Here is a 26,287-nt window from a genome sequence, read left to right on the forward strand (position 1 = left end):
GCTACTGCTGTTTATTCGGGCATTTTCAGTGGGCTGGGGGAGACAATCACACCGTTATTGTCGGCGTAAACATACTCACCCGGGCGGAATGTCACGCCGGCAAAGGTTACCGTCACGTTCAAATCGCCAACGCCACGTCTGTCGGTCTTCATCGGGTGACTGGCCAGGGCCTGCACCCCAAGGTCGGTTTGGGCAATGACGTCGACATCACGGATGCAACCGTAGATCACCAGCCCTTCCCAGCCATTTTTCGCGGCTTTCTCGGCGATCATGTCGCCCAGCAAGGCTCTGCGCAGGGAACCGCCACCGTCGACCACCAGCACCTTGCCGGTGCCGTTGAGCTCGGCTTGTTCTTTAACCCGTGAGTTGTCTTCGAAGCACTTGATGGTGACGATCTCGCCACCAAAGGAGTCCCGGCCACCGAAATTACTGAACATCGGCTCAACCACCTGCACCAGTTCCGGGTAGGCATCACACAGATCGGGGGTAACGTAATGGTTCATCGGGAAACTCCTGCAGGTGAAAGAAGGTGTCGAACAACCCACTGTTTACATCAGCTCTTTAACTCAGGGAAACGCATCGCAACGACGGTTCTTTAAGGCTCGTTCGTTGTGGCCGGCAATGATCAGACTCACTCGAGCGCAACGCAATAGCTACTACGCGACTGAATATGACCAGAACAGCCCGACGCGTCATATCTTAGCCGCAACCACAAGCAAGCGAAACGCCCTTGTTAGAGCCCTCCCCTCAAATCGCCGCGAGCACCTGAGGCTGATTCCCCATCAAAGGTGTCAGCGGATCCTTCAACCAGCGCTGCACCAACGGCCATACTTCGACCTGGGCGGCTTTGCTGACCAGCATCTCCACATGCCCGAAATCACCGGAAAACCCATGCTTGCGCCCCAGGCACAGATACTGACGGTGCTCGGAGCCGATTTGCTCGAACAGCTTGCGGCAGGCCCAATCCGGATCCTGATGATCGCCGGCGGCGCTCACCGCCAGAATCGGCACATCCACCTCAGCCAACCCCTTCCACCAATCACCTTCGGCGTCGCCAAAGCGCCCGAACAAGCCGTGCCAACGCATGGCTTCCAGGGCCAGGCCGATAGGTTCATCTTCCGGACCTCGCTTGAGCCTGGAACCGGACAACTGAGAAAAACGTTTCAAGATAAATCGACCACCCCACGCCACCGGCGGAATCTTCAATGGCCACCAGGTTCGGCTGACCTGGCAACCGAACAAGGCTACCGACGCCACCACCGGAGCGCCCAGGTACTGACCACCCAATGCGGCTGCCAGGGTAATCCCTCCCAGGGAATGACCTATCCAGTGGGGAATCTGCCCACTCTGTTCACGAACAAACGCGGCAATGGCCGGCAAATCGTAACGAGCATAGTCAGCGACACGGTTTTTAGCGTAGTCCTGGTTACGCCGGGACAAGCCATGGCCACGCATTTCCGGGATCCACACGTCGAACCCTTGCCGCGCCAGACAGGCGCCCAGGCCGGTCCCCTTGGGCGAGTACCAAAACCGTCGGTTGGAGAAGCTGCCATGCAATAGCACCACCGGCACGCCGCGGTTTTCCGGGACATTGGCCGACCCCAGACGGGTCACGGCCAACTCGACGGTGCCATCAGGGCTGTTGCCGGGCTTGAGCCGGTAAACATCTTCACTCAGGTCGCCACGACGCTCAGCGCTGATCAAGGCGACGGGAAACAGGTTGCTGCTGCTCTGCATAATGCTCTTGCACAAAAAAGGGCGGCGTCCGGATGGAGTTCCGCCCTGTACAGAATGAGAAATGCCGGCCAACCGTAACGGTTGACCGGCACTTTTGATGTTACTACCTACGCTGGCGCTTGACCTTCCGCCAGGAAGAACCAGGTTTCCAGCACGGAATCAGGGTTCAGCGAGACGCTTTCGATGCCCTGTTCCATCAGCCATTTGGCCAGGTCCGGGTGATCGGAAGGGCCTTGGCCACAGATACCGATGTACTTGCCGGCCTTGTTGCAAGCCTGAATGGCATTGGCCAGCAGCTTCTTGACCGCAGGATTACGCTCGTCGAACAGATGGGCGATGATCCCCGAGTCGCGGTCCAGGCCCAGGGTCAGTTGGGTCAGGTCGTTGGAGCCGATGGAGAAGCCGTCGAAGAACTCCAGGAACTCTTCGGCCAGGATCGCGTTGGACGGCAGTTCGCACATCATGATGACGCGCAGACCGTTCTCGCCACGGGACAGACCGTTTTCGGCCAGCAGGTCAACGACCTGGCTTGCCTCGCCCAAGGTGCGTACGAACGGCACCATGATTTCGACGTTGGTCAGGCCCATCTCGTTGCGCACGCGCTTGAGGGCACGGCATTCCAGCTCGAAGCAGTCACGGAAGGCTTCGCTGATGTAACGCGAGGCACCACGGAAGCCCAGCATCGGGTTTTCTTCTTCCGGCTCGTAGAGTTTGCCGCCGATCAGGTTGGCGTATTCGTTGGACTTGAAGTCCGACAGGCGCACGATGACTTTTTTCGGGTAGAACGCTGCCGCCAGGGTACTGATGCCTTCCACCAGCTTCTCGACGTAGAAGCCCACCGGGTCGTTGTAGCCGGCGATGCGCTTGTCGACGCTTTCCTTGATATCCAGCGGCAGGCCGTCGTAGTTCAACAGCGCCTTGGGGTGCACGCCGATCATCCGGTTGATGATGAACTCCAGGCGGGCCAAGCCCACGCCAGCGTTCGGCAACTGGGCGAAGTCGAAGGCGCGGTCAGGGTTACCGACGTTCATCATGATCTTGAACGGCAGGTCCGGCATGGCGTCGATGGAGTTTTGCTTGATGTCGAAGCCCAGCTCACCTTCAAAGATAAAACCGGTGTCGCCTTCGGCGCAGGAAACGGTCACGCCCTGGCCGTCTTTCAACAACTGGGTGGCGTTGCCGCAACCGACCACAGCAGGAATCCCCAACTCGCGCGCAATGATTGCCGCGTGGCAGGTACGCCCGCCACGGTTGGTGACGATGGCGCTAGCGCGCTTCATGACCGGTTCCCAATCCGGGTCAGTCATGTCGGAGACCAGCACGTCACCTGGCTGAACCTTGTCCATCTCGGACACGTCCTTGATGATCCGCACCTTGCCAGCGCCGATGCGCTGGCCGATGGCACGGCCTTCCACCAGCACGGTGCCGGTTTCCTTCAACAGGTAACGTTCCATGACATTGGCCGAAGTGCGGCTCTTCACGGTTTCAGGGCGGGCCTGAACGATGTACAGCTTGCCGTCGTCGCCGTCTTTGGCCCATTCGATGTCCATCGGGCACTTGTAGTGCTTCTCGATGATCATCGCTTGTTTGGCCAGTTCGCTGACTTCAGCGTCTGACAGGCAGAAACGCGCGCGTTCAGCCTTGTCGACATCAACGGTTTTCACCGAACGACCGGCCTTGGCCTCGTCGCCGTAGATCATCTTGATGGCCTTGCTGCCCAGGTTGCGGCGCAGGATAGCCGGACGGCCGGCCTCAAGGGTGTGCTTGTGGACGTAGAATTCGTCTGGGTTGACCGCGCCTTGTACGACGGTTTCCCCGAGACCGTAGGCGCCAGTGATGAACACCACGTCACGGAAGCCCGATTCGGTGTCCAGGGTGAACATGACGCCGGCGGTACCCGTTTCCGAACGCACCATACGCTGCACACCGGCAGACAGGGCCACCAGCTTGTGGTCGAAACCCTGGTGTACACGGTAGGAAATGGCACGGTCATTAAAGAGGGAGGCAAACACTTCCTTGGCCGCGCGGATGACGTTTTCCACACCGCGAATGTTCAGGAAGGTCTCTTGCTGGCCGGCAAATGAGGCGTCTGGCAGGTCTTCGGCGGTAGCCGAGGAACGCACGGCGACAGCCATGTCCGGGTTACCGGCCGACAGCGTGGCGAACGCGGTGCGGATCTCGGCATTGAGCTTCTCAGGGAACTCGGCTTCCATGATCCATTGACGGATCTGGGCGCCAGTCCTGGCCAGGGCATTGACGTCATCGACGTCCAGCGCATCGAGGGCCGCGTGAATCTGATCGTTGAGGCCGCTCAACTCGAGGAAATCACGGTAAGCCTGGGCCGTAGTGGCGAAGCCACCGGGCACCGAGACACCTGCGCCCGCAAGATTACTGATCATCTCGCCCAGGGATGCGTTCTTGCCCCCCACATGCTCTACATCATGGACGCCGAGCTTATCGAGGGAAACTACGTACTCTACCAAGGTGATCTCTCCACTAACTATGTTGGAAAAGCTCAGGACGCTGGCCGCTCATTAGGAGCAAACACCTGCGCTTGTGGCCTGGACCTGGAAAATAAGTGAGAATGCGGCCCACTGCGGGACGGCAAAATCGCGCCTATCATATCCAAGATTCGTCATCAGCTTAAGGCCCAAGGCTCAAATGAAACGATCTGCTTTCTTTATCTCCGATGGCACCGGCATTACTGCCGAAACCCTGGGTCAAAGCCTGTTGGCGCAGTTCGAAAACATTACCTTCAGCAAATTCACGCGACCCTATATCGATAGCGTGGATAAAGCGCGAGCCATGGTACAACAAATCAATCTGGCCGCCGAAAAAGACGGTTTTCGTCCGATCATTTTCGACACCATCGTCAATCAGGACATTCGTGAGATCCTCGCAACTTCGAATGGTTTCATGATCGACATCTTCTCTACCTTCCTGGCGCCCCTGGAACAGGAGTTGAGTGAACATTCCTCCTACTCGGTAGGCAAGTCCCATTCCATTGGTCACAACTCCAACTATATGGAGCGGATCGAGGCGGTGAACTTCGCCCTGGACAATGACGACGGTGCCCGCACCCACTACTACGACAAGGCCGACCTGATCCTGGTCGGTGTGTCCCGCTGCGGCAAGACCCCGACCTGCCTTTATATGGCCATGCAATTCGGCATTCGCGCGGCCAACTACCCGCTGACCGAAGACGACATGGAGCACCTGACGCTGCCGGCCGCCCTGCGCGCCCACCAGCACAAGCTGTTCGGTCTGACTATCGACCCGGACCGCCTCACCGCCATTCGCAACGAACGCAAACCCAACAGCCGCTACTCCAGCTATGCCCAGTGTGAGTTTGAAGTGCGGGAAGTGGAAAATCTGTTCCGTCGCGAGAATATTGCGCACATCAATTCCACGCATTTCTCAGTGGAAGAGATTTCGGCGAAGATTCTGGTGGAGAAAGGTGTCGAGCGGCGCTTCAAGTAACCCTGTGCCGAGGGGGCTTGTCCCCCTCGCCACAACAGCACTATCGCTACCGGATTTTCTCAAAGGCAAAAGCGCCCCCCGCCCTGCCCCAACGCCGTCGCCAAGGCATCAAACCCCTCCCGCAACAACTGATCATCCCCGGACGTATTGCAGATACTCGCCCGAATAAACTGCGGCACTGCGGTTTGCCCGACGGCAAACGCCTCCGCCGTCGCAATCAGATAATTGTTCTGCTTGAGTTCGGCCTCGATTTCCGACGCCCGCCAAGGTTCCGGGACTTCGATCCAGAAATGCGGGCTATTGAGGTGAGTGCGATATTCAAGGCCGGCCAGCAGGCCTTCGACCAGCGCCTTGCGCCGGCTGATCTCGTTGATTTGCTGGTGCAACAAATACTCCGCCGTGCCGTTTTCGATCCATTGGGTGGCCAGTTCCAGGGTCACCGGCGTCGCCATCCAGCAGGTAGAGCGCAAGGCTGCAGAGATACGGCTGACCAGCGCTGGCGGCGCATGCACATAACCCACGCGCAAGCCTGCCGACACTGCCTTGCTCAGGCTGCTGATCAGAATCGTGCGTTCAGGGGCGAAATGACTCAGCGGTGGCGGCCGGTCTTCCACCAATACGCCGTGAGCCTCGTCTTCGAGGATCAGCAAGTTGTGTTCCCGGCAGACCTTGACCAACGCCTCACGCCGGGCGACCGACAGCACCGCCGTCGTCGGATTCTGGATCGTCGGTGTGCAGTACAACGCCGATACCCGGTGATTACGGCAGACCTCATCCACCGCACTCGGCAACAGCCCTTCTTCATCCATCTCCAGGCCGATCAAGCGTATGCCGAGCATGCGCGCCGCGGTGATCAACCCCGGGTAGGTCAATTGCTCCGTCACCACGGTGTCCCCGGCCCGCAACAGCGCCATCATGGCGCACAACAGTCCGTGTTGGCCGCCATTCACGCAAATCACCTGTTCGGGAATCGGATAGAAGTCGCGCTGGGTCAGCCACTGGGCGCCGGCAGCGCGGTAACGGGGCAAACCGGCATCCGGGGTATACGCGCTGATGTCCTGCAGGAACTTGGCGTTATTGGCCAGGGTTTGAAAGCTCTGTGCCAGGAATGTCGTCTCTTGCCCCGGAATGTGCATGTTGCGGCTCATGTCGAAGTACTGCCGCGGCTCCTCGCTGAAGTTACGGAAACCCTCATCCCGTTGGCGCTCCATCCCACGCTTGCGCACGAAAGTGCCGTCGCCGACCCGCGCCACCACCAACCCCAGGCGTTCCAGTTCACCATAGGCCCGACTGATGGTGCCGATGGTGACGCCCAGATTGTCGGAAAGCACCCGATGGGGCGGCAGTTTTCGTCCCGGTTCAATCAAGCCTTCAAGGATGCCCCGCTCCATGACATCGGACAGGCGTTTGTACTTGACGCCCTGACCGCTGGACAGCCCCTCACGCATAATTGACACCATGTCAATATTTGTTTTGACAGTCATCATTCGCCCAAATAGTGTGCTTTAACGGGTTCAATCACCGGATTAAGGATCTCAATATAGAGGTCAATTCCGTATCAGGGAAGCAAAGTCACGATGCCAATGTCCGCCGTCTTAGAAAACACTGAAAAAACAAAAACACGCAAGCAGTGGCTGGCCGGCCTGATCACCAGTGTGATGTTTCTGATTGTCTGCCTGAGCTGGGGAACCACTTGGCTGGGGATCAAGATTGCGGTGGAAAGTGTGCCGCCGCTGACCTCGGCAGGCCTGCGCTTCCTGATCGCCTTCCCGCTGTTCCTGTGTTTCGCGATGGTGCGCCGCGAGCCGATCCTGTTCCCGCGTGAGAGTCGCTGGTTCTTTGTGTTCGTGACCCTTTCCTACTTCAGTGTTCCCTATTACCTGCTCAATTATGGCGAGATGCATGTCTCGTCCGGCCTCACCGCCCTGCTGTTCAGTTGCATGCCGGTGTTTATCCTGATTTTTTCCGCGCTGTTTTTGCGTGAACGCATCTACTTTTCCCAGGTGGTCGGTATCAGCATCGGTTTCGGTAGCCTCTACATGATCATCAAGAGCCAGGGCCTGCACCTGGACCATGCCGAGTTCTTCGGGGTATTGGCAATTCTCACCGCGGCGATCATGCATGCCTTGTGCTATGTCATCACCAAACAAAAAGGCAGCGCCATCAGCGTCATTACCTACAACACCCTGCCCATTGGCATCGCCGGTTTAATGCTGTTTCTCGCCGGGCTGTGGTTTGAAACCCCAACCTTCGAAGACATCACCTTGCGCTCCTGGAGCGCCCTGTTCTACCTGGGGCTGGTAGCGTCGGTCGGCGGGTTTATTGTGTATTTCATGCTGCTCAAGCGCCTGAGCCCGATCATCCTGTCTTTTGTCTTTATCATTTTCCCGGTGTTCGCCGTGATCATCGGCGCCTGGTACGAAGGCGTGGAAATTTCCAAGGACCTGATGCTCTACTCGGCAATCCTGCTGGCCGGCTTTGCGATCACCAAGCTGCCTATCGAAAAGCTTTTGGCCAAGAAAAACTGACATGAACGCCCTTACCCCTTCCGCCCTGGACCAGATTTACGCCCACGCGAGCCGCACCTACCCCGAAGAGTGCTGCGGCTTCGTCTTCGCGGATGGCAACGTGTACCTGGGCAGCAATATCCAGAATGAATTGCACCGCAAGAATCCCGAAATGTACCCACGCAGCGCAGCCAACGGTTACACCTTCGCGGTGGCCGATACGGTGATGATGAACAAGGCTTTTCGCAGTGATAACCCGGTGGTGGTGATCTACCACTCCCATCCTGACGTCGGTGCCTATTTCAGCGACGAGGACCAGGAAAAAGCCTTGTTCATGGGCGAACCCATCTACCCCGTCAGCTACCTGGTGGTGGATGTTCGTCAGGGCAAGGCCCAAGGTTCAAAGCTGTTTGCCTGGGATGGCAGCCGCTTTGCCCGCAAACCCTTCAACGACCTACAAATGGAGTTGTGCATGAACGCTGTCTCTTTCCCCGACATCCTGGTCCGTGTGGCCAAGCTGCCCGAATCGACCCTTGAGGGTGCCGGATCGACATTGCGCGAAGTCATTGAAAACCTCTGCGACAGCTACCCGCAATTGCGTACGCACCTGTTCCACGAGAAAAACAACCAACTCAAGGAACACTTCCTGTTTACCGCCGAGGAAGAGCTGATTGAGGCCGATGAACCGTTGCCCAAGTCGGCAAAAATTGAAGTCCTGCTCGCCACCTCCGGCGGCATGGACGTCGACCAACTGAGCAATGAGGAAGTGCAGCGCTACGTGCGCCACATCACCCTTCCCGGCGTCGGCCGCGAAGGCCAACTAAACCTGAAGAAGGCCAAGGTGCTGATCATCGGTACCGGCGGCCTCGGCTCGCCCATCAGCCTCTACATGGCGGCAGCCGGTATCGGCACCCTGGGACTGGTGGACTTTGATGTGGTGGAAAGCAGCAACCTGCAACGCCAGATCGTCCACGGCAACAGCACCCTGGGCATGCCCAAGGTCGAGTCTGCCAAACAGCGCCTGCAAGACCTGAACAGCCACATCCAGATCAATGCCCACAACACCGCCTTGAATGCAGACAACGCGCTGGAACTGGTGGGCGCCTATGACCTGGTGATCGACGGCACCGACAACTTTGAAACCCGCTACCTGGTCAACGATGCCTGCGTGCAACTGGGTAAACCCCTGGTGTACGGCGCCATCTACCGTTTCGACGGCCAGATCAGCGTCCTCAACTACAAAGGCGGCCCATGTTATCGCTGCCTGTTTCCTCAGGCACCACCGGCAGAACTGGCCCCCAATTGCAGTTCCGGCGGTGTGATCGGCGTGCTGCCGGGCGTGATCGGGATGATCCAGGCCACCGAGGCGATCAAGCTGCTGATCGGGATTGGCGAACCTTTGTCAGGCCGGTTGATGCGCTTCGATGCCCTGGCGATGAAGTTCAGCGAAATCCGCTTCAAGCGTCGTGCCGACTGCCCGTGCTGCTCCGAACTGCGCCGCAATGAACAGCCTGCCGCCGCCGTGTGTGCTGACGCGGTTGTCACCGCCCCGGCCCTGGCCGAAGAGCGCTACATCAAGCCGCGTGTTCTCAAGCAACTCCTCGAACAACACAGAAGCGCCGACATCCTGTTGGATGTGCGGGACGCCAGCGAACTGGAAGTCTGCAAGCTGCCCGGCGTGCTGCACATTCCCCTGGCCGAACTCGACGGGCAACTCCACAGCCTGAGCCGGGACAACACCCATTACCTGATCTGCTACGCCGGGACCAGGGCCGAACAGGCCGCCAGCACCTTGCTGGCAGCCGGTTTCGCCAACACCAAAGTACTGCAAGGAGGCATGAAACACTGGGTTAGCGACGTTGAACCCGACATGCCTTTGTACTGACTACCGGCCATGGGTTCCTACTTGATGTTGCATAACTCGATACTCGACGCCATTGGCCAAACGCCCATCGTGCGCCTTGAACAATTTTCCGAAGACCTCGGCATCGAGGTCTTCGCCAAACTGGAGTCGCTGAACCCCGGTGGCAGCCACAAGGCGCGCATCGCCCTGGGCATGATCCTCGACGCCGAACGCCGGGGCGTGCTGATCCGTGGTTCCGGGCAAACCATCATCGAGCCCAGCGGTGGCAACACCGGCATCGGCCTGGTGATGGCCGGCAACGTGCTGGGCTACAAAGTGGTGCTGGTGATCCCGGACAACTACAGCCCTGAGAAGCAGAAGCTGCTGCGCCTGTACGGCGCCAAGGTGGTGCTGTCGGACAGCCGCCTGGGCAACAATTCCCACGGCGAAAAGTGCATGGAGCTACAGCTGGAAAACCCCAGCTTTGTAATGCTCAACCAACAGCGCAACGGCGCCAACCCGCAGACCCATCGTGACACCACCGCCCGGGAAATCATCCGCGCGTTTGGCGAGCGGCGGGTGGACTATTTCGTCAGCGGCATCGGCACCGGCGGCCACATCACCGGCATTGGTGAAACCCTCAAGGCCACCTGGCCAGCCGTGCGCGTCATGGGTGTAGAGCCCGAGGAATGCGACCTGCTGAATGATCAACATGCGCCGCACCATATCCAGGGCCTGTCCATCGGCTTGATCCCGAGCATCCTCAATCTGGCGGTGCTGGACGGCATGCTCAAAGTCTCCCGGGACGAATGCCTGGAGATGATGAAACGCATCATGCGCACCGATGCCATCAGCCTCGGGTTGTCTTCAGCCGCCAATATGGTGGCCATTGCCAAGCTCGCACCGGAACTGCCCACCGAGACCGTCGTCCTGACCATGGTCTACGACAGTGCGGACAGCTATTTACCCTGTTTCGAATAACGACAATTGCGGGGGTGCCTCCATGGGGGGCTTTATCGACATGCAACAATTGCACGATGAGTTGCTCACTCAGCTCATCACCACCCTTTCGCCCGCACAGATGCAGGAGTTGCAGGCGCACTTGGCGCCGCTGATCCAGACGGCAGCGCAGGCCGTGGCCGAGGACTTGATTGCCTATGCCTATCGCGACCCGGCATCTCGCGGGCGCGCCGAATTGATCCTGGAGTCCTACGCCTCGTTCAAGGCAGTGCTGTTCTACCGGCTGGCCCATTGGGTGTGGAGTTTCCCCGACCAGCCCAACGCTGTGTTTTGCGCCATTGCCCTGAAGCTGAGCAACCAGGGCAAGATCCTGTCTGGTGCCGAGATTCATCCCGCCGCGCGGATTGGCCGGCGCTTCGTGCTTGATCACGGCTATGGCACCGTCATCGGCGAAACCTGTGAGATAGGCAACGACTGCTACATCCTCTGCGGCGTGACACTGGGTGCACGAGGCATCGCCAACAACCCCGACGGCAAACGTCATCCACAGCTGGGCAACAATGTCGAAATCGGCGCAGGCGCCAGGGTGCTGGGCTATGTGCAGATCGGTGACAACGTATTCATCAGCCCAGCCTGTGTGATCACACAGGATGTGCCGGCAGGCACCAAAGTCAAAGTGGTCAACCAGATTCAATTGCAGAAAAACGACGAGTCCGATCACAGCAACTACCTTGGCGCCTTCGCCCTCAACGACCGCCTGCACGTAGTAGGTGAGGTCAACGCCAGCCACAAAGTGACGGTGCTGGACGCAGACTTCCATCCCTTGGCCGGCGTATTGCTGGAACCCACGGTGAAGGAGCGTCACCACTTGCAGTTTCGCTTGCGTCACGTCGCCTCGACCAGCCACCCGCCGCGCTTGCCGATCAACCTGAAAGTCTGCGGTCCCGAGTTTGAAATCACCCTGCTGTCTCCCCCTGGCTTGAGCGCAATGGTTCGTCATTTGCTGCAAGTCAGCCCACTGATCGTCGGAGGTTGAACATGTCCGTGCACACAATGGAAACCCTGGCGCTGTTTGACAGTGCGCCTTATCAGAACGCCTTCAGTGCCCGGGTGATCGCCGTCAGTGAGCAAGGGATCGCCCTGGAACACACCCTGTTCTACCCCACCGGCGGCGGTCAACCTGGGGACACCGGCCACTTCATCCTCGCCGACGGCACCCGAGTTGAAGTGATCGGGACAGTACGCGACCCGGTATTACGCTCGATCATCTGGCACCAGGTAGAGCAACGCCCTGACCAGTTGTGCGCCGGCGTGCAGGTGGACGCTAACCTGGACTGGGAGCGGCGCTACCAACATATGAAGATGCACACCTGCCTGCACCTGTTGTGCTCGATCATCGATGCCCCGGTGACCGGTTGCAGCATCAACGCAGACAAAGGCCGCCTGGATTTCGACTTGCCGGAAATGACCCTCGACAAGGACAGCATCACCCGCGACCTCAACGCACTGATCGAGCAGGCCCATGAGGTCAAGACGCTCTCGATGCCCGCGTCGGAGTATTCCACCTTGCTGCAGATCACCCGCACCCAGGCGGTGGCGCCGCCGGTGATCCAGGGCGCCGTGCGGGTGATTGAAATTGCCGGTATCGACATCCAGCCCTGTGGCGGCACCCATGTGATCAACACCGAAGAAATAGGTCGGGTGTTTTGCGAGAAAATCGAGAAGAAGAGCAAGCACAACCGACGGGTGATTTTGCGGTTTGAGTGATGCCTGGGCGGTGTCTGTCAGATCACAAACAGATCGACAAACCGATTCACCGGCGTCGTCTCAAGCTGAGCTTGTTCCTTGCACAAGGCAAAGATCTCGGCACTGCGTCGGGCAGTAAAACGCGTCGCCAGGTTGGCCTTGAACTTGTCTTCCAGCAATGCAATACCCTCCGCCCGGCGGCGACGGTGGCCAATCGGATATTCCACTGCCACCTGCTCGGTGCTGGAGCCATCCTTGAAGAACACTTGCACCGCGTTGGCAATGGAACGCTTGTCGGCTTCCAGGTATTCGCGGCTGTAGCGCGGCTCTTCGACGATGACCATTTTATCCCGCAGCTCATCGATGATCGGGTGGGCGGCATGGAACTCATCTTCGTACTGCTCAGCCACCAGGTTGCCAAACGCCAGGGGCACGGCGGTCATGTACTGGATGCAGTGATCGCGGTCGGCGGCGTTGGCCAGTTGGCCCACCTTGGAAATGATACGAATCGCCGACTCGTGGGTGGTGATGACGATCTTGTCGATCTCATGCAAACGGTTCTTCACTTGTGGATGCAACGTCACCGCTGCTTCGCAGGCCGTTTGCGCATGGAACTCGGCCGGGAAGCTTATCTTGAACAGCACGTTTTCCATCACATAAGTGCCGTAGGGCTGTGACAGGCTGAAGGTGCGCTTGTCTTCGGACTTGAGCGCCAGGTCCTTGTTGGTGTGGCTGAACAACACGTCATAAAAGCCCCACTGCGGCGCGCTCAATACGCCGGGAATGCCCATCTCGCCACGCATGGCAATGTCCGCCAGGCGAACGCCACGGCTGGACGCATCGCCCGCCGCCCACGACTTACGCGAACCGGCATTCGGCGCATGGCGATAAGTACGCAGGGCCTGGCCGTCGACAAACGCCTGAGACAGCGCCGACAGTAGTTGCTCACGATTGGCCCCCATCAGCTTGGCGGTGACGGCAGTGGAAGCGATTTTCACCAACAGTACATGGTCGAGACCGACACGATTGAAAGAGTTTTCCAGGGCGATCACTCCCTGGATTTCGTGGGCCATGATCATCGCGTCCAACACTGCACGGACGGTCAGCGGCGCATCGCCATTGGCCACGCGCTTTTGCGAGAGATGGTCGGCAACCGCAAGAATCCCACCGAGGTTATCGGAAGGATGGCCCCATTCGGCAGCGAGCCAAGTGTCGTTGTAGTCAAGCCAACGCACGATGCAACCGATGTCCCATGCGGCCTTGACCGGGTCCAGGCGAAATGAGGTACCGGGCACTCGAGCACCGAACGGCACCACCGTACCCTCGACAATCGGCCCCAGGTGCTTGGTGCACTCCGGGAAACGCAGGGCCAGCAGGCCGCAACCGAGGGTGTCCATCAGGCAGTTGCGGGCGGTGTCCAGGGCATCGCGGGATTCGATCTTGAAGTTCAAGACGTAGTCGGCGATGTCCTGCAGGACCTGGTCGTAGTCGGGGCGATTGTTTTGGTCGACGTTGGCGCTCATGGCAATTCTCCAAAGAGTTAGGGGTTGGTCCATCCTCAGGGTCAGGGTTGATGTGTTTTTAAAGGCAGATCTTGGTGTCTGCCTGATTGATCAATGCTTAAAACGCGTCGCCTGGAACACGCACAAAACCTTCCATCAACACCCGCGCACTGCGGCTCATGATGGCTTTCTTGACGACCCATTCATCGTCCACCTGGCTCGCCTCGGCACCCACCCGCAACGTCCCGGAAGGATGCCCAAACCGCACCGCATTGCGCTCCACACCACCGGCCGCCAGATTCACCAGCGTCCCGGAAATCGCAGCCGCCGTGCCAATCGCCACCGCCGCCGTGCCCATCATCGCGTGGTGCAGCTTGCCCATGGACAACGCCCGCACCAGCAGGTCGACATCTGCCGCCTTGATCGCCTTGCCGCTGGACGCTACGTAATCCGCAGGCCGAGCCACAAACGCGACCTTGGGTGTGTGCTGGCGCTGGGCCGCTTCGTCCAGGTGCTTGATCAAGCCCATGCGCAACGCACCGTGAGCCCGGATGGTTTCGAACATCGCCAGGGCTTTCGGATCACTGTTGATCACGCCTTGCAACTCGGTACCGGTGTAACCCAGGTCCTGGGCGTTGATGAAAATGGTAGGAATCCCGGCGTTGATCAGCGTCGCCTTGAAGGTCCCCACGCCGGGCACTTCCAGGTCGTCCACCAGGTTGCCGGTGGGGAACATCGAACCGCCGCCGCCCTCTTCCGCCGCCGCCGGGTCCATGAACTCCAACTGCACTTCGGCCGCAGGAAAAGTCACGCCGTCCAATTCGAAATCGCCGGTTTCCTGCACAGCACCGTCGGTAATCGGCACGTGGGCGATGATGGTCTTGCCGATATTGGCCTGCCAGACCCGCACCACGGCCACGCCGTTTTGCGGAATACGCGCAGCTTCCACCAAGCCGTTGCTGATGGCGAAGGATCCCACCGCCGCCGACAGGTTGCCGCAGTTGCCGCTCCAATCCACGAACGGTTTGTCGATGGAGACTTGGCCAAACAGGTAGTCGACGTCATGATCGGCGCGGGTACTTTTGGCCAGGATCACGGTCTTGCTGGTACTGGAAGTCGCACCGCCCATGCCGTCGATTTGTTTGTCATAGGGATCGGGGCTGCCGATCACCCGCAGCAGCAACGCATCCCGCGCGGCGCCCGGAACCTGGGCCGATGCGGGCAAATCCTTGAGGCTGAAAAACACGCCTTTGCTGGTGCCGCCACGCATGTAGGTGGCGGGAATTCTGATCTGAGGTACGTGTGCCATGGTTTTCCTCATGGGCCGGGGCGCACGCCCCGGCCACGGTTGTCAGGCGGTCACTGCCGATTCCAGGAAGTCCTGGGCAAAACGTTGCAATACGCCGCCCGCCTCGTAGATCGACACTTCTTCGGCGGTGTCCAGGCGGCAGGTCACCGGCACTTCGACACGTTCGCCATTCTTGCGGTTGATCACCAGGGTCAGCGCCGCACGCGGGGTGCGCTCGCCGATCACGTCGTAGGTTTCACTGCCGTCGATCTTCAGGGTCTTGCGGTCGGTACCCGGCAGGAACTCCAGTGGCAACACGCCCATGCCCACCAGGTTGGTGCGGTGAATGCGCTCGAAACCTTCGGCGGCAATCGCTTCCACACCCGCCAGCCGTACGCCTTTGGCCGCCCAGTCCCGGGACGAGCCCTGGCCGTAGTCGGCACCGGCAATGATGATCAGCGGCTGCTTGCGCTCCATGTAGGTTTCAATGGCTTCCCACATCCGCGTGACCTGGCCTTCCGGCTCAAGACGCGTCAGTGAACCCTGCTTGACCTTGCCGTCCTCGACCACCATTTCGTTGAACAGTTTCGGGTTGGCGAAGGTGGCGCGTTGTGCGGTCAGGTGGTCGCCACGGTGCGTCGCATAGGAGTTGAAGTCGACTTCCGGCAAGCCCATTTTCGCCAGGTATTCGCCAGCAGCACTGTCCAGCATGATCGCGTTGGACGGCGACAAGTGGTCCGTGGTGATGTTGTCCGGCAGCACCGCCAGCGGGCGCATGCCCTTGAGCGGACGCGCACCGGCCAGGGCGCCTTCCCAGTACGGCGGACGGCGGATGTAGGTGCTCTGCGGACGCCAATCGTACAGCGGCTCGACTTTCGGGCCGGTGTCTTCATGGATGGCGAACATCGGGATGTAGACCTGACGGAACTGCTCCGGCTTGACCGAGGCCTTGACCACTGCGTCGATTTCTTCGTCGCTCGGCCAGATGTCTTTAAGGCGGATTTCCTTGCCATTCGCATCCAGGCCCAGCACGTCCTTCTCGATATCGAAACGGATGGTGCCGGCAATGGCGTAGGCAACCACCAACGGCGGAGACGCGAGGAACGCTTGCTTGGCATACGGGTGAATACGCCCGTCAAAGTTGCGGTTACCCGACAAGACGGCGGTGGCGTACAGGTCGCGGTCGATGATTTCTTGCTGGATCACCGGGTCGAGCGCGCCGGACATGCCGTTACACGTAGTGCAGGCAAACGCCACGACACCAAAGCCCAATTGTTCCAGCTCGGTGGTCAACCCGGCTTCGTCCAGGTACATGGCGACGGTTTTCGAACCCGGTGCCAGGGACGACTTGACCCAAGGTTTGCGGGTCAAACCCAGCTTATTGGCGTTGCGCGCCAGCAGGCCTGCGGCAATCACGTTGCGCGGGTTGCTGGTGTTGGTGCAACTGGTGATGGCGGCAATGATAACGGCGCCGTCTGGCATCTGCCCCGGCACGTCGTCCCACTGGCCAGAGATGCCTTTGGCAGCCAGATCACTGGTGGCGACGCGGGCGTGAGGGTTGCTCGGGCCGGCCATGTTGCGCACTACAGAAGACAAATCGAAGGTCAGGCCACGCTCGTATTGCGCGCCCTTGAGGTCATCGGCCCACAGGCCGGTGTGACGGGCGTACTGCTCCACCAACGCCACTTGCTCGTCTTCACGGCCAGTGAGTTTCAGGTAGGCGATGGTCTGCTGGTCGATGTAGAACATCGCCGCCGTAGCGCCGTATTCCGGGGCCATGTTGGAGATGGTCGCACGGTCACCGAGGGTCAGATTGGAGGCGCCCTCACCGAAGAACTCCAGCCACGCGCCGACGACTTTTTGCTGGCGCAGAAACTCGGTCAACGCCAGCACCATGTCGGTGGCGGTGATGCCCGGCTGCAACTTGCCCGTAAGCTCGACGCCGACACTTTCCGGCAGGCGCATCCACGAGGCGCGGCCAAGCATCACGCTCTCGGCTTCCAGGCCGCCGACGCCAATGGCGATCACGCCCAAGGCGTCAACGTGCGGGGTGTGACTGTCGGTGCCGACGCAGGTATCAGGGAACGCCACTCCGTCACGTACCTGGATCACCGGAGACATTTTCTCCAGGTTGATCTGGTGCATGATGCCGTTGCCCGGCGGAATCACGTCGACGTTCTTGAAGGCCTTTTTGGTCCACTCGATAAAGTGGAAACGGTCTTCGTTGCGGCGGTCTTCGATGGCGCGGTTTTTCTCGAACGCACCGGGATCAAAACCACCGGCTTCGACGGCCAGGGAGTGGTCGACTATCAGTTGGGTCGGCACCACCGGGTTGACCTGGGCCGGGTCACCGCCTTGCAGGGCGATGGCATCGCGCAGGCCGGCGAGGTCCACCAGGGCGGTCTGGCCGAGGATGTCGTGGCACACAACACGCGCCGGGAACCACGGGAAGTCGAGGTCGCGCTTGCGTTCGATCAGTTGGCTCAGGGACGCATTGAGGGTCGCCGGGTCGCAGCGACGCACCAGGTTTTCTGCCAGCACACGGGAGGTGTACGGCAAGGTAGCGTAGGCGCCGGGAGTGATTGCATCGACAGCCGCACGGGCATCGTAGTAATCCAGTCGGCTGCCGGGCAGTGGTTTGCGGTGTTCAGTGTTCATCGTCAGGACTCGGTCACGGTAGTTACAAAAGGAGGAACCGATGCTGATCCAAGGTGAAATACGGTCTAAATGTGGGAGCGGGCTTGTTGCACCCTGGGATCGTCGGTTTACTCCACTCAGCGACGTTCGATTGGCACGAACTTGCGCTGTTCAACGCCGACATACTCGGCGCTCGGACGGATGATGCGGTTGTTGGCACGCTGTTCGAACACATGTGCCGCCCAACCGGTCAGGCGCGAGCAGACGAAAATCGGCGTGAACAGCTTGGTCGGGATGCCCATGAAGTGGTACGCCGAGGCATGGTAGAAGTCGGCGTTGGGGAACAACTTCTTCTGCTCCCACATGGTCTTGTCGATGGCTTCGGAGACCGGGAACAGCACCTTGTCGCCCACTTCGTCCGCCAGTTTTTTCGACCAGCCCTTGATCACTTCATTACGCGGGTCACTGTCCTTATAGATCGCGTGGCCGAAGCCCATGATCTTGTCCTTGCGCTCGAGCATGCCGAGGGTGCCCTTCACCGCCTCTTCAGGAGAGGAAAAATGCTCGATCATCTCCATCGCTGCTTCGTTGGCACCGCCATGCAAGGGGCCACGCAGGGAACCGATGGCCGCAGTGACGCAGGAGTACAGGTCCGACAGGGTCGAAGCACACACCCGCGCGGTGAAGGTCGAAGCGTTGAATTCGTGCTCGGCGTATAGGATCAACGAGACGTTCATCACCTTGACGTGCAGCTCGCTCGGCTTCTTGTTGTGCAACAAGTGCAGGAAGTGGCCGCCGATGGATGCTTCATCGGTCACGCAGTTGATGCGTTTACCGTCGTGGCTGAAGCGATACCAGTAGCACATGATCGCCGGGAACGCGGCCAGCAGGCGGTCGGTGACGTCGTGCTGGGCGCTGAAATCCTTCTCCGGTTCGATATTGCCCAGGAACGAGCAACCGGTGCGCATTACGTCCATCGGGTGGGCGTCGGCGGGGATGCGCTCAAGCACTTCTTTCAGCGCTTGAGGCAGGTCGCGCAGTTTGCTCAGCTTGGCGGTGTAGGCCGCCAGTTCGGATTTGGTCGGCAATTCGCCGTAGAGCAGCAGGTAGGCAACCTCTTCAAACTGCGCATCGGCAGCCAGTTCGCGCACGTCATAGCCGCGGTAGGTCAGGCCGGCACCGGCCTGGCCCACGGTGGACAGTGCGGTCTGCCCGGCAACCTGGCCACGCAGGCCAGCCCCACTCAGTACTTTTGCTTCGGCCATTGTCTTCTCCAATCTTGTAGTTATCAGGGGCGCGTATCGCTAAGTTTTCACGCTGCCCCTGTAGGAGCGAGCTTGCTCGCGAAAAACTTCAGGACACCACGCTCATTCAGGCTAAGCGCGTTATCGTTAACGACCTTCGCGAGCAAGCTCGCTCCTACTGGCGAACAGCGCGTCAAGCTTCTGCTCGAACGTGTGGTAGTCGATGCGATCGTACAACTCCATGCGGGTTTGCATGGTGTCGATCACATTCTGTTGGGTACCGTCGCGGCGGATCGCGGTGTAGACGTTTTCGGCGGCCTTGTTCATGGCGCGGAATGCCGAGAGCGGGTACAGCACCAGTGAAACATCGGCAGATTTCAACTGTTCGACGGTGTACAGCGGCGTAGAGCCGAACTCGGTAATGTTAGCGAGGATCGGTGCCTTCACCCGCGAGGCGAACAGTTTGTACATTTCCAGCTCGGTGATGGCTTCCGGAAACACCATGTCGGCGCCGGCCTCGATGCAGGCGGCGGCACGTTCCAGGGCCGACTCCAGGCCTTCGACGGCCAGGGCGTCGGTACGGGCCATGATCACGAAGCTGTCATCGGTGCGTGCATCGACGGCGGCCTTGATGCGGTCGACCATTTCCTGCTGCGACACGATTTCTTTGTTCGGACGATGGCCGCAACGCTTGGCGCCCACCTGGTCTTCAATATGGATCGCTGCCGCGCCGAACTTGATCATCGACTTGACGGTGCGCGCCACGTTGAACGCCGAGGAGCCGAAACCGGTGTCCACGTCCACCAGCAGCGGCAGGTCGCACACGTCGGTGATACGGCGCACGTCGGTCAGCACGTCATCCAGGCCGGTAATGCCCAGGTCCGGCACGCCCAGGGAGCCTGCGGCCACCCCGCCACCCGACAGGTAGATCGCCTTGAAACCGGCACGCTTGGCCAGCAGGGCGTGGTTGGCGTTGATCGCGCCGACCACTTGCAACGGCTGTTCGCTGGCGACCGCGTCACGGAAACGCTGGCCTGGAGTGCTTTTGTTATTGGAACTCATGACTCACCTCTCTAGGGGGCGCACTCTGGGAAGTGACGCGCGATATTGCGTTTGGAGGCGCCGATATGGCGGCGCATCAACAACTCGGCCAGTTCACCGTCGCGATCAGCAATCGCGTCCAGAATCCGGTGATGCTCGGCAAAAGCCTGGCGTGGACGATTGGGGGTAGCGGAAAACTGGATGCGGTACATACGCACCAACTGATACAGCTCGCCGCACAGCATTTGGGTCAAGGTGCGGTTACCGGCGCCTTGGATGATCCGGTAATGAAAGTCGAAGTCGCCTTCCTGCTGGTAGTAGCCGACGCCGGCCTGGAACGCGGCATCGCGCTCATGGGTGTGCAGTACCTGGCGCAGCTCCTCGATTTCTTCATCGGTCATGCGCTCGGCGGCCAGGCGACAGGCCATGCCTTCCAGGGATTCGCGGATTTCGTAGAGCTCGATCAGTTCGGCATGGCTGAGGGAAACAACTCGCGCACCAACGTGAGGGATGCGCACCAGCAGGCGCTGGCCTTCCAGACGATGGATCGCCTCGCGCAGCGGCCCACGGCTGATGCCATAAGTGCGGGCCAGTTCCGGCTCGGAGATCTTGCTGCCGGGGGCGATCTCGCCCTTGACGATGGCGGCCTGGATGCGGCGGAAAACGTTCTCCGACATTGTTTGGGATTCGTCCGACGTCACTATCGGAGCTTCCGATTGACCCAGCATATTGTCGACACCTTTAAAATCAATGCCGCAAAAACTAGCCAATTAACCCCGGACAGTCAAAGAATAAATCCACATTGTCGACAATCGTCTAATAACCACCTTTGTATGCCTTGAGGGCATGGCCGCCTGCCAGCGCTGGCGTCAGAAAACCTTCATGTTAGAATGCCCGCCGCTTTTGCCTGACATCATTGGATGAAAAGGCGCACGAGGGAGCTTGCGCAGCAATGCCAGTCGCCTTGAATTGAACATCGCACTGCACCGCGTCAGGATTTATGAGACTCAAGCCCTTCTCCCTATTGTTTTGCCTATCGTTGCTGCCCGGTCTTGGCTTCGCTGCCGAGAAGACGGTGTATGGCCTCAATGAATATGCTCACTTGGCCGGTATCGACCTGCAAGTGCCCGCCAAACTCGACACCGGTGCCAAGACCGCATCACTGAGTGCCCGGGATATCAAACGCTTCAAGCGCAACGGCGAATCCTGGGTACGCTTTTACCTGGCGATCGACACCGCGCATTCCCACCCCATCGAACGTCCCCTGGCGCGCGTCAGCAAGATCAAGCGGCGCGCCGACGACTACGACGCCGATGAGGGCAAGCAGTACACCGCCCGCCCGGTGATTGCCCTGGATATCTGCATGGGTACCGCTTTACGCAGCATCGAAGTGAACTTGACTGACCGCAGCACTTTCCAATACCCGCTGCTGATCGGCTCCGAAGCGCTGAAACGCTTTGATGCGCTGGTCGACCCCAGTCTCAAATACGCAGCGGGCAAACCTGCCTGCGCCACTGACGCTCATACCGCTGGGTAATTTCAATGCGCTCTCTTAATCTGCACCTGAAAATCCTGATCGCCATCCTGGTGGTACTGGGCATTTCGGTCACCGCCTATCAGATTTTCGTGCTGGGGATTCCCGTCACCGAAGACGCCACGGACGACCTGTGGAACATCGACGCCAAGGTCGAGTTCGTTGCCAGCGCCAAGGACCCGGTAAAAATCCAGATGTTCGTGCCGCCCCTGAGCCGCGACTTCGTCAGCCTTAATGAAAGCTTTATCTCCAATAATTATGGGGTGAGCGTCAACCGCATCGATGGCAACCGCAAGGTCACCTGGTCGGCACGCCGCGCCAAGGGCAACCAGACGCTCTACTACCGCCTGGTGCTGACCAAGCGTTACAGCGGCGAAAAGGTCAAGATCAAGGGCCCTACCTTCCGCGACAGCATTGCCGTCGAAGGCCCGGAAAAAATCGCCGCCGAAGCCTTGCTGGCACCGATCCGCCAGCATTCGGCAGACGTCGAGACCTTTATCAGCGAAGCCATCAAGCGCACCAACAACCTCAACGACGACAACGTCAAGTTGCTGCTGGCAGGCGATCCGTCGACGCCGCACAAGGCGAAGATCGTCGAACTGCTGCTGTCCATCGCCCACGTACCTGTAGAAAAGGTCCACACCATCCGCCTGGTGGCTGACCAGCCGCAAACCCCGGAACTGTGGCTGCGCAGCTTCAATGGCAACGACTGGCTGTACTTCAACCCGGACACCGGCGAACAGGGCCTGCCGTCCGACCGCCTGTTGTGGTGGACCGGCGATGAAAACCTGATCACCGTCGACGGCGGTAAAAAGGCCATGGTGACCTTCAGCCTGAACAACAGCGAAATGAACGCCATTCGCCTGGCCAAGCTGACCGACGAAAACACCGACGCCAACTTCCTCGAATACTCGTTGTACGGCCTGCCGCTGCAAACCCAGCAGACCTTCATGATCATGGTGATGATCCCGATTGGCGTACTGGTGATCCTGATCCTGCGCAACCTGATCGGCCTCCAGACCCTGGGCACCTTTACGCCAGTGCTGATCGCCCTGGCGTTCCGCGAGACACAGCTGGGCTTCGGGATCGTGCTGTTCACGGTTATTACGGCGCTGGGCCTGTCACTCAGGTCTTACCTGGAACACTTGAAGCTGCAGATGCTGCCGAGACTGTCGGTGGTGCTGACGTTCGTGGTGGTGCTGATCGCCGCCATCAGCCTGTTCAGCCACAAGCTGGGCCTGGAACGCGGGCTGTCTGTGGCACTGTTCCCGATGGTGATCCTGACCATGACCATCGAACGCCTGTCCATCACCTGGGAAGAACGCGGTGGTGGCCATGCCATGAAAGTGGCTATTGGTACGCTGTTCGCCGCGTCCCTGGCACACCTGATCATGAGCGTGCCGGAGCTGGTCTACTTCGTCTTTACCTTCCCGGCGATCCTGCTGATCCTGGTGGGCTTCATGCTGGCCATGGGTCGCTATCGCGGCTACCGCCTGACCGAGCTGGTGCGTTTCAAGGCCTTCCTCAAGGCTGATTCGTAATGTTCGGCTTCTGGAAGACCTGGAAGGCCCTTGAAGCACGAGGAATCATGGGCATCAATCGGCGTAACGCCGACTACGTGCTCAAGTACAACAAGCGCAGCCTGTATCCGATCGTTGATGACAAAATCATCACCAAGGAGCGGGCCATCGCCGCCGGTATTCATGTGCCGGAAATGTACGGGGTGATTTCCACCGAAAAGGAAATCGACAAGCTCGACGAAATTATCGGCGGGCGTAGCGACTTCGTGATCAAACCGGCCCAGGGCGCGGGCGGCGACGGCATCCTGGTGGTAGCCGACCGCTTTGAAGGGCGCTATCGCACAGTGTCCGGCAAGATCATCAGCCATGAAGAAATCGAGCACCAGATTTCCAGCATCCTCACCGGTTTGTATTCCCTGGGCGGCCACCGTGACCGGGCGCTGATCGAATACCGCGTGGTCCCTGACCAGATCTTCAAAAGCATCAGCTACGAAGGCGTGCCGGACATCCGCATCATCGTGCTGATGGGCTACCCGGTGATGGCCATGCTGCGTCTGCCGACCCGCCAGTCCGGCGGCAAGGCCAACCTGCATCAGGGCGCCATTGGCGTCGGTGTGGACCTGGCCACCGGCCTGACCCTGCGTGGCACCTGGCTGAACAACATCATCACCAAGCACCCGGACACCACCAACGCAGTGGACGGTGTGCAACTGCCCAACTGGGACGGTTTCATGAAACTCGCCGCCGGCTGCTATGAGCTGTGTGGCCTGGGTTACATCGGTGTGGACATGGTGCTGGACCAGGAGAAAGGCCCGCTGATCCTGGAGCTCAACGCCCGGCCGGGGCTGAATATCCAGATCGCCAACGACTGCGGCCTGACCCTGCGCACCCATGCGGTGGAGGCTCGGCTGGAAGAGCTGAAAGCGGCGGGTGTAACGGAAACGCCAGAGGAACGAGTTAAATTTGTGCAGGACATGTTTGGGCATGTTCCTGCCGTTGAAGGCTGACACCTACCTATCCCCGACATCCCCTCTAGGAGCAAATCCTACAGGGGACTACAATCGCCTCCCTCGCGCCACTAGCTGATCCATCCCGCATGTCGACCTGCTCCGTTCATCCGCTGCCCTATCGGGCAAATCCTGCCGAGTATTTCACGGCCATTCGCCATGCCCCCGGTGCGGTGCTGCTGGACAGTGGTCGACCGGCCGCCGAACGCGGTCGCTACGACCTGCTCAGCGCCTGGCCGGAAGCCACACTGGCGGTCTGGCCGGATGAAAGTGGCAGCGATTTCCTGCAACGGTTGCGGGAAAACCTGACGCTGCTGGGTGAAGCCGCGCTGCCGGCACCTTATGAGCTGCCGTTTGCCGGAGGTCTGATCGGTTACCTGAGCTACGACTTCGGTCGGCATCTGGAACAGCTACCGCACCTGGCCGTGGACGACCTGCGCCTACCGGACGCGCGCTTCGGCCTGTATGCCTGGGCCCTGATCAGCGATCACCAGGCCCAGACCAGCCAATTGGTATTTCACCCCAAACTGGTGGAAAGCGAACGGCAACGCCTGATCATGCTGTTCAGCCACCCAGCGCCGAGTGCTCCCGCGACGTTCAAACTGCACGGCAAGATGACACCGGATCTGACCGCACAAACCTACCGGCAAGCCCTGGCCCGGATTCAGGACTACATCCAGGCCGGCGACTGCTACCAGGTCAACTTCGCGCAACGCTTTCGCGCCCCCTGTATCGGCGATCCGTGGGTCGCCTATTGCGCTCTGCGCGAGGCCTGCCCGACGCCGTTTTCCGGATTCCAGAGCCTGCCTGACGATGGCGCGGTGCTGAGTTTATCGCCGGAGCGCTTCGTCAAAATCAGCCAGCGCCAGGTGGAAACCCGCCCGATCAAAGGCACCCGCCCCCGCGGCGCGACACCAACGGAAGATGCAGCCAACGCCGCCGAACTCCTGGCCAGCCCCAAGGACCGTGCCGAGAACTTGATGATCGTCGACCTGCTGCGTAATGACCTGGGGCGTACCTGCCGCATCGGCTCGGTGAAGGTGCCGGAGCTGTTCAGCCTGGAAAGCTACCCCAACGTGCATCACCTGGTGAGCAGCGTTACCGGCGAATTGGCAGATGACAAAGATCCCCTGGACCTCATCGCCAGCAGCTTCCCCGGTGGCTCGATCACCGGCGCGCCGAAAATTCGCGCAATGCAGATCATCGACGAACTGGAACCGACCCGACGCGGGCTGTACTGCGGCTCGTTGTTGTACCTGGACGTGCGCGGCGAGATGGACAGCTCCATCGCCATTCGTAGCTTGCTGGTCAAGGATGGGCAGGTGTGTTGCTGGGGCGGTGGCGGGATTGTCGCTGACTCGGAGTGGCAGGCGGAGTATCAGGAGTCGATGACCAAGGTGCGGGTGTTGTTGGAGACACTGGAAGGGTTATAGCGCTTTCAAAGGCCCCTTCGCGAGCAAGCCCGCTCCCACATTCGACCGCATTCCTACAGGATAAACGCGGTCGAATGTGGGAGCGGGCTTGCTCGCGAAAGGGTCATCCACCCCGCTACATAACTTACAGGCTCAACGGCCGGTTCGAAGCCTTGATGAACTCTTTCTTCAAATCCTCAAACGTATGCACCGCCGGGAACTGCGGGAACTCGCGGATCACATTCTCCGGCGCATGGAACAGAATGCCCTGGTCCGCCTCACCCAGCATGGTGGTGTCGTTGTAGGAGTCTCCCGCCGCAATCACCCGGTAGTACAGGCTTTTGAAGGCCAATACCGACTGACGCTTGGGATCTTTCTGACGCAACTGATAGTTCACGACGCGATTCGTCTCATCGGTAATCAACCGATGGCACAGCAACGTCGGGAAGCCCAGCTGGCGCATCAGCGGCTGGGAGAACTCATAGAAGGTGTCCGACAGAATCACCACCTGGAAACGCTCACGCAGCCAGTTGACGAACTCGATGGCGCCGTCCAACGGCTTGAGGGTGGCAATCACCTCCTGGATGTCTCCAAGCGTGAGGCCGTGCTCATCGAGGATCCGCAGGCGCTGCTTCATCAGCACGTCGTAGTCGGGAATGTCCCGGGTGGTGGCCCGCAGGGATTCAATACCGGTTTTTTCGGCGAAGGCGATCCAGATTTCCGGAACCAGCACCCCTTCCAGGTCGAGACAGGCAATTTCCACAAGACACTCCCATTAATGTTGTTAGTTGAGCGAGCAAAAGGACTGCCGAACTCTAGCGATTCATGC

General features: G+C 59.7%; 21 protein-coding genes. 10 read left to right on the forward strand and 11 right to left on the reverse strand.

The features are described 5' to 3' along the window. Positions 1 to 11: 11 nt before the first annotated feature. The 3 genes from rraA to ppsA form a co-directional block, all read right to left on the reverse strand. Positions 12 to 503, reverse strand: a complete 492-nt coding sequence (rraA, locus tag J7E41_RS15485) for a ribonuclease E activity regulator RraA (protein ID WP_214994099.1) — start codon at positions 501 to 503, stop codon at positions 12 to 14. A gap of 244 nt (positions 504 to 747) precedes the next feature. Next, entirely contained in the window at positions 748 to 1,737 is a 990-nt protein-coding gene (locus J7E41_RS15490) for an alpha/beta fold hydrolase (protein ID WP_214994101.1), read from the reverse strand. 107 nt (positions 1,738 to 1,844) lie between these two features. Beyond that, the gene (ppsA, locus tag J7E41_RS15495; protein ID WP_214994104.1) at positions 1,845 to 4,220 is read right to left on the reverse strand and encodes a phosphoenolpyruvate synthase; all 2,376 of its coding nucleotides are present in this window, start codon (positions 4,218 to 4,220) and stop codon (positions 1,845 to 1,847) included. A 178-nt stretch (positions 4,221 to 4,398) separates the two neighbouring features. On the opposite strand from ppsA, the gene ppsR reads away from it, so the two are divergent. Continuing rightward, entirely contained in the window at positions 4,399 to 5,217 is an 819-nt protein-coding gene (ppsR, locus tag J7E41_RS15500; RefSeq protein WP_010176424.1) for a posphoenolpyruvate synthetase regulatory kinase/phosphorylase PpsR, read from the forward strand. A 59-nt stretch (positions 5,218 to 5,276) separates the two neighbouring features. On the opposite strand, the gene J7E41_RS15505 is transcribed toward ppsR, so the two are convergent. Beyond that, positions 5,277 to 6,701 carry a PLP-dependent aminotransferase family protein gene (locus J7E41_RS15505; protein ID WP_214994106.1) on the reverse strand — a complete coding sequence of 475 codons (1,425 nt, stop codon included), beginning with the start codon at positions 6,699 to 6,701 and terminating at the stop codon, positions 5,277 to 5,279. 150 nt (positions 6,702 to 6,851) lie between these two features. Between J7E41_RS15505 and J7E41_RS15510 the strand changes: the two genes are divergently transcribed. Genes J7E41_RS15510 through J7E41_RS15530 form a run of 5 tightly spaced genes read left to right on the forward strand, consistent with a single transcriptional unit; the run spans position 6,852 to position 12,294 of the window. Next, a complete protein-coding gene (locus J7E41_RS15510; RefSeq protein WP_214994205.1) occupies positions 6,852 to 7,745 on the forward strand; it encodes a DMT family transporter in 894 nt (297 codons plus the stop codon). Between the two features lies 1 nt (position 7,746). Then, positions 7,747 to 9,609, forward strand: coding sequence for a molybdopterin-synthase adenylyltransferase MoeB (moeB, locus tag J7E41_RS15515; RefSeq protein WP_214994108.1), 1,863 nt, complete (start codon positions 7,747 to 7,749; stop codon positions 9,607 to 9,609). A 24-nt stretch (positions 9,610 to 9,633) separates the two neighbouring features. Further along, on the forward strand, positions 9,634 to 10,548 hold the full coding sequence (locus J7E41_RS15520; protein ID WP_214994207.1) for a PLP-dependent cysteine synthase family protein: 915 nt from the start codon (positions 9,634 to 9,636) through the stop codon (positions 10,546 to 10,548). Positions 10,549 to 10,570: 22 nt separating this feature from the next. Beyond that, the gene (locus J7E41_RS15525; RefSeq protein ID WP_214994111.1) at positions 10,571 to 11,563 is read left to right on the forward strand and encodes a serine O-acetyltransferase; all 993 of its coding nucleotides are present in this window, start codon (positions 10,571 to 10,573) and stop codon (positions 11,561 to 11,563) included. Positions 11,564 to 11,565: 2 nt separating this feature from the next. After that, entirely contained in the window at positions 11,566 to 12,294 is a 729-nt protein-coding gene (locus J7E41_RS15530; RefSeq protein WP_214994113.1) for an alanyl-tRNA editing protein, read from the forward strand. 17 nt (positions 12,295 to 12,311) lie between these two features. On the opposite strand, the gene prpD is transcribed toward J7E41_RS15530, so the two are convergent. The 6 genes from prpD to J7E41_RS15560 form a co-directional block, all read right to left on the reverse strand. Further along, positions 12,312 to 13,796, reverse strand: a complete 1,485-nt coding sequence (gene prpD / locus J7E41_RS15535) for a 2-methylcitrate dehydratase (RefSeq protein ID WP_214994115.1) — start codon at positions 13,794 to 13,796, stop codon at positions 12,312 to 12,314. A gap of 97 nt (positions 13,797 to 13,893) precedes the next feature. After that, positions 13,894 to 15,084 carry a 2-methylaconitate cis-trans isomerase PrpF gene (prpF, locus tag J7E41_RS15540; protein ID WP_214994117.1) on the reverse strand — a complete coding sequence of 397 codons (1,191 nt, stop codon included), beginning with the start codon at positions 15,082 to 15,084 and terminating at the stop codon, positions 13,894 to 13,896. A gap of 42 nt (positions 15,085 to 15,126) precedes the next feature. Further along, complete coding sequence (acnD, locus tag J7E41_RS15545) at positions 15,127 to 17,721, reverse strand: Fe/S-dependent 2-methylisocitrate dehydratase AcnD (protein ID WP_214994119.1); 2,595 nt, start codon at positions 17,719 to 17,721, stop codon at positions 15,127 to 15,129. 116 nt (positions 17,722 to 17,837) lie between these two features. Continuing rightward, the gene (gene prpC / locus J7E41_RS15550; RefSeq protein ID WP_214994121.1) at positions 17,838 to 18,965 is read right to left on the reverse strand and encodes a bifunctional 2-methylcitrate synthase/citrate synthase; all 1,128 of its coding nucleotides are present in this window, start codon (positions 18,963 to 18,965) and stop codon (positions 17,838 to 17,840) included. A 126-nt stretch (positions 18,966 to 19,091) separates the two neighbouring features. Further along, entirely contained in the window at positions 19,092 to 20,006 is a 915-nt protein-coding gene (prpB, locus tag J7E41_RS15555) for a methylisocitrate lyase (protein ID WP_214994123.1), read from the reverse strand. Between the two features lie 11 nt (positions 20,007 to 20,017). Further along, positions 20,018 to 20,713, reverse strand: coding sequence for a GntR family transcriptional regulator (locus tag J7E41_RS15560; RefSeq protein WP_435304126.1), 696 nt, complete (start codon positions 20,711 to 20,713; stop codon positions 20,018 to 20,020). Positions 20,714 to 20,985: 272 nt separating this feature from the next. Between J7E41_RS15560 and J7E41_RS15565 the strand changes: the two genes are divergently transcribed. From J7E41_RS15565 to pabB, 4 genes are all read left to right on the forward strand, one after another. Then, positions 20,986 to 21,522, forward strand: coding sequence for an ATP-dependent zinc protease family protein (locus J7E41_RS15565; RefSeq protein WP_214994125.1), 537 nt, complete (start codon positions 20,986 to 20,988; stop codon positions 21,520 to 21,522). A gap of 5 nt (positions 21,523 to 21,527) precedes the next feature. Beyond that, positions 21,528 to 23,060 carry an inactive transglutaminase family protein gene (locus J7E41_RS15570; RefSeq protein WP_214994126.1) on the forward strand — a complete coding sequence of 511 codons (1,533 nt, stop codon included), beginning with the start codon at positions 21,528 to 21,530 and terminating at the stop codon, positions 23,058 to 23,060. Then, positions 23,060 to 24,046, forward strand: coding sequence for an alpha-L-glutamate ligase-like protein (locus tag J7E41_RS15575; protein ID WP_214994127.1), 987 nt, complete (start codon positions 23,060 to 23,062; stop codon positions 24,044 to 24,046). Before J7E41_RS15570 ends, J7E41_RS15575 begins: the two co-directional genes overlap by 1 nt. A gap of 89 nt (positions 24,047 to 24,135) precedes the next feature. Continuing rightward, positions 24,136 to 25,479, forward strand: coding sequence for an aminodeoxychorismate synthase component I (gene pabB, locus J7E41_RS15580; RefSeq protein ID WP_214994128.1), 1,344 nt, complete (start codon positions 24,136 to 24,138; stop codon positions 25,477 to 25,479). A gap of 124 nt (positions 25,480 to 25,603) precedes the next feature. On the opposite strand, the gene thrH is transcribed toward pabB, so the two are convergent. After that, positions 25,604 to 26,221, reverse strand: a complete 618-nt coding sequence (gene thrH, locus J7E41_RS15585) for a bifunctional phosphoserine phosphatase/homoserine phosphotransferase ThrH (RefSeq protein ID WP_214994129.1) — start codon at positions 26,219 to 26,221, stop codon at positions 25,604 to 25,606. Positions 26,222 to 26,287: the final 66 nt, after the last annotated feature.

The sequence above is a fragment of the Pseudomonas fluorescens genome (genome assembly GCF_018614655.1).
Classification (GTDB): Bacteria; Pseudomonadota; Gammaproteobacteria; order Pseudomonadales; family Pseudomonadaceae; genus Aquipseudomonas; species Aquipseudomonas fluorescens_BX.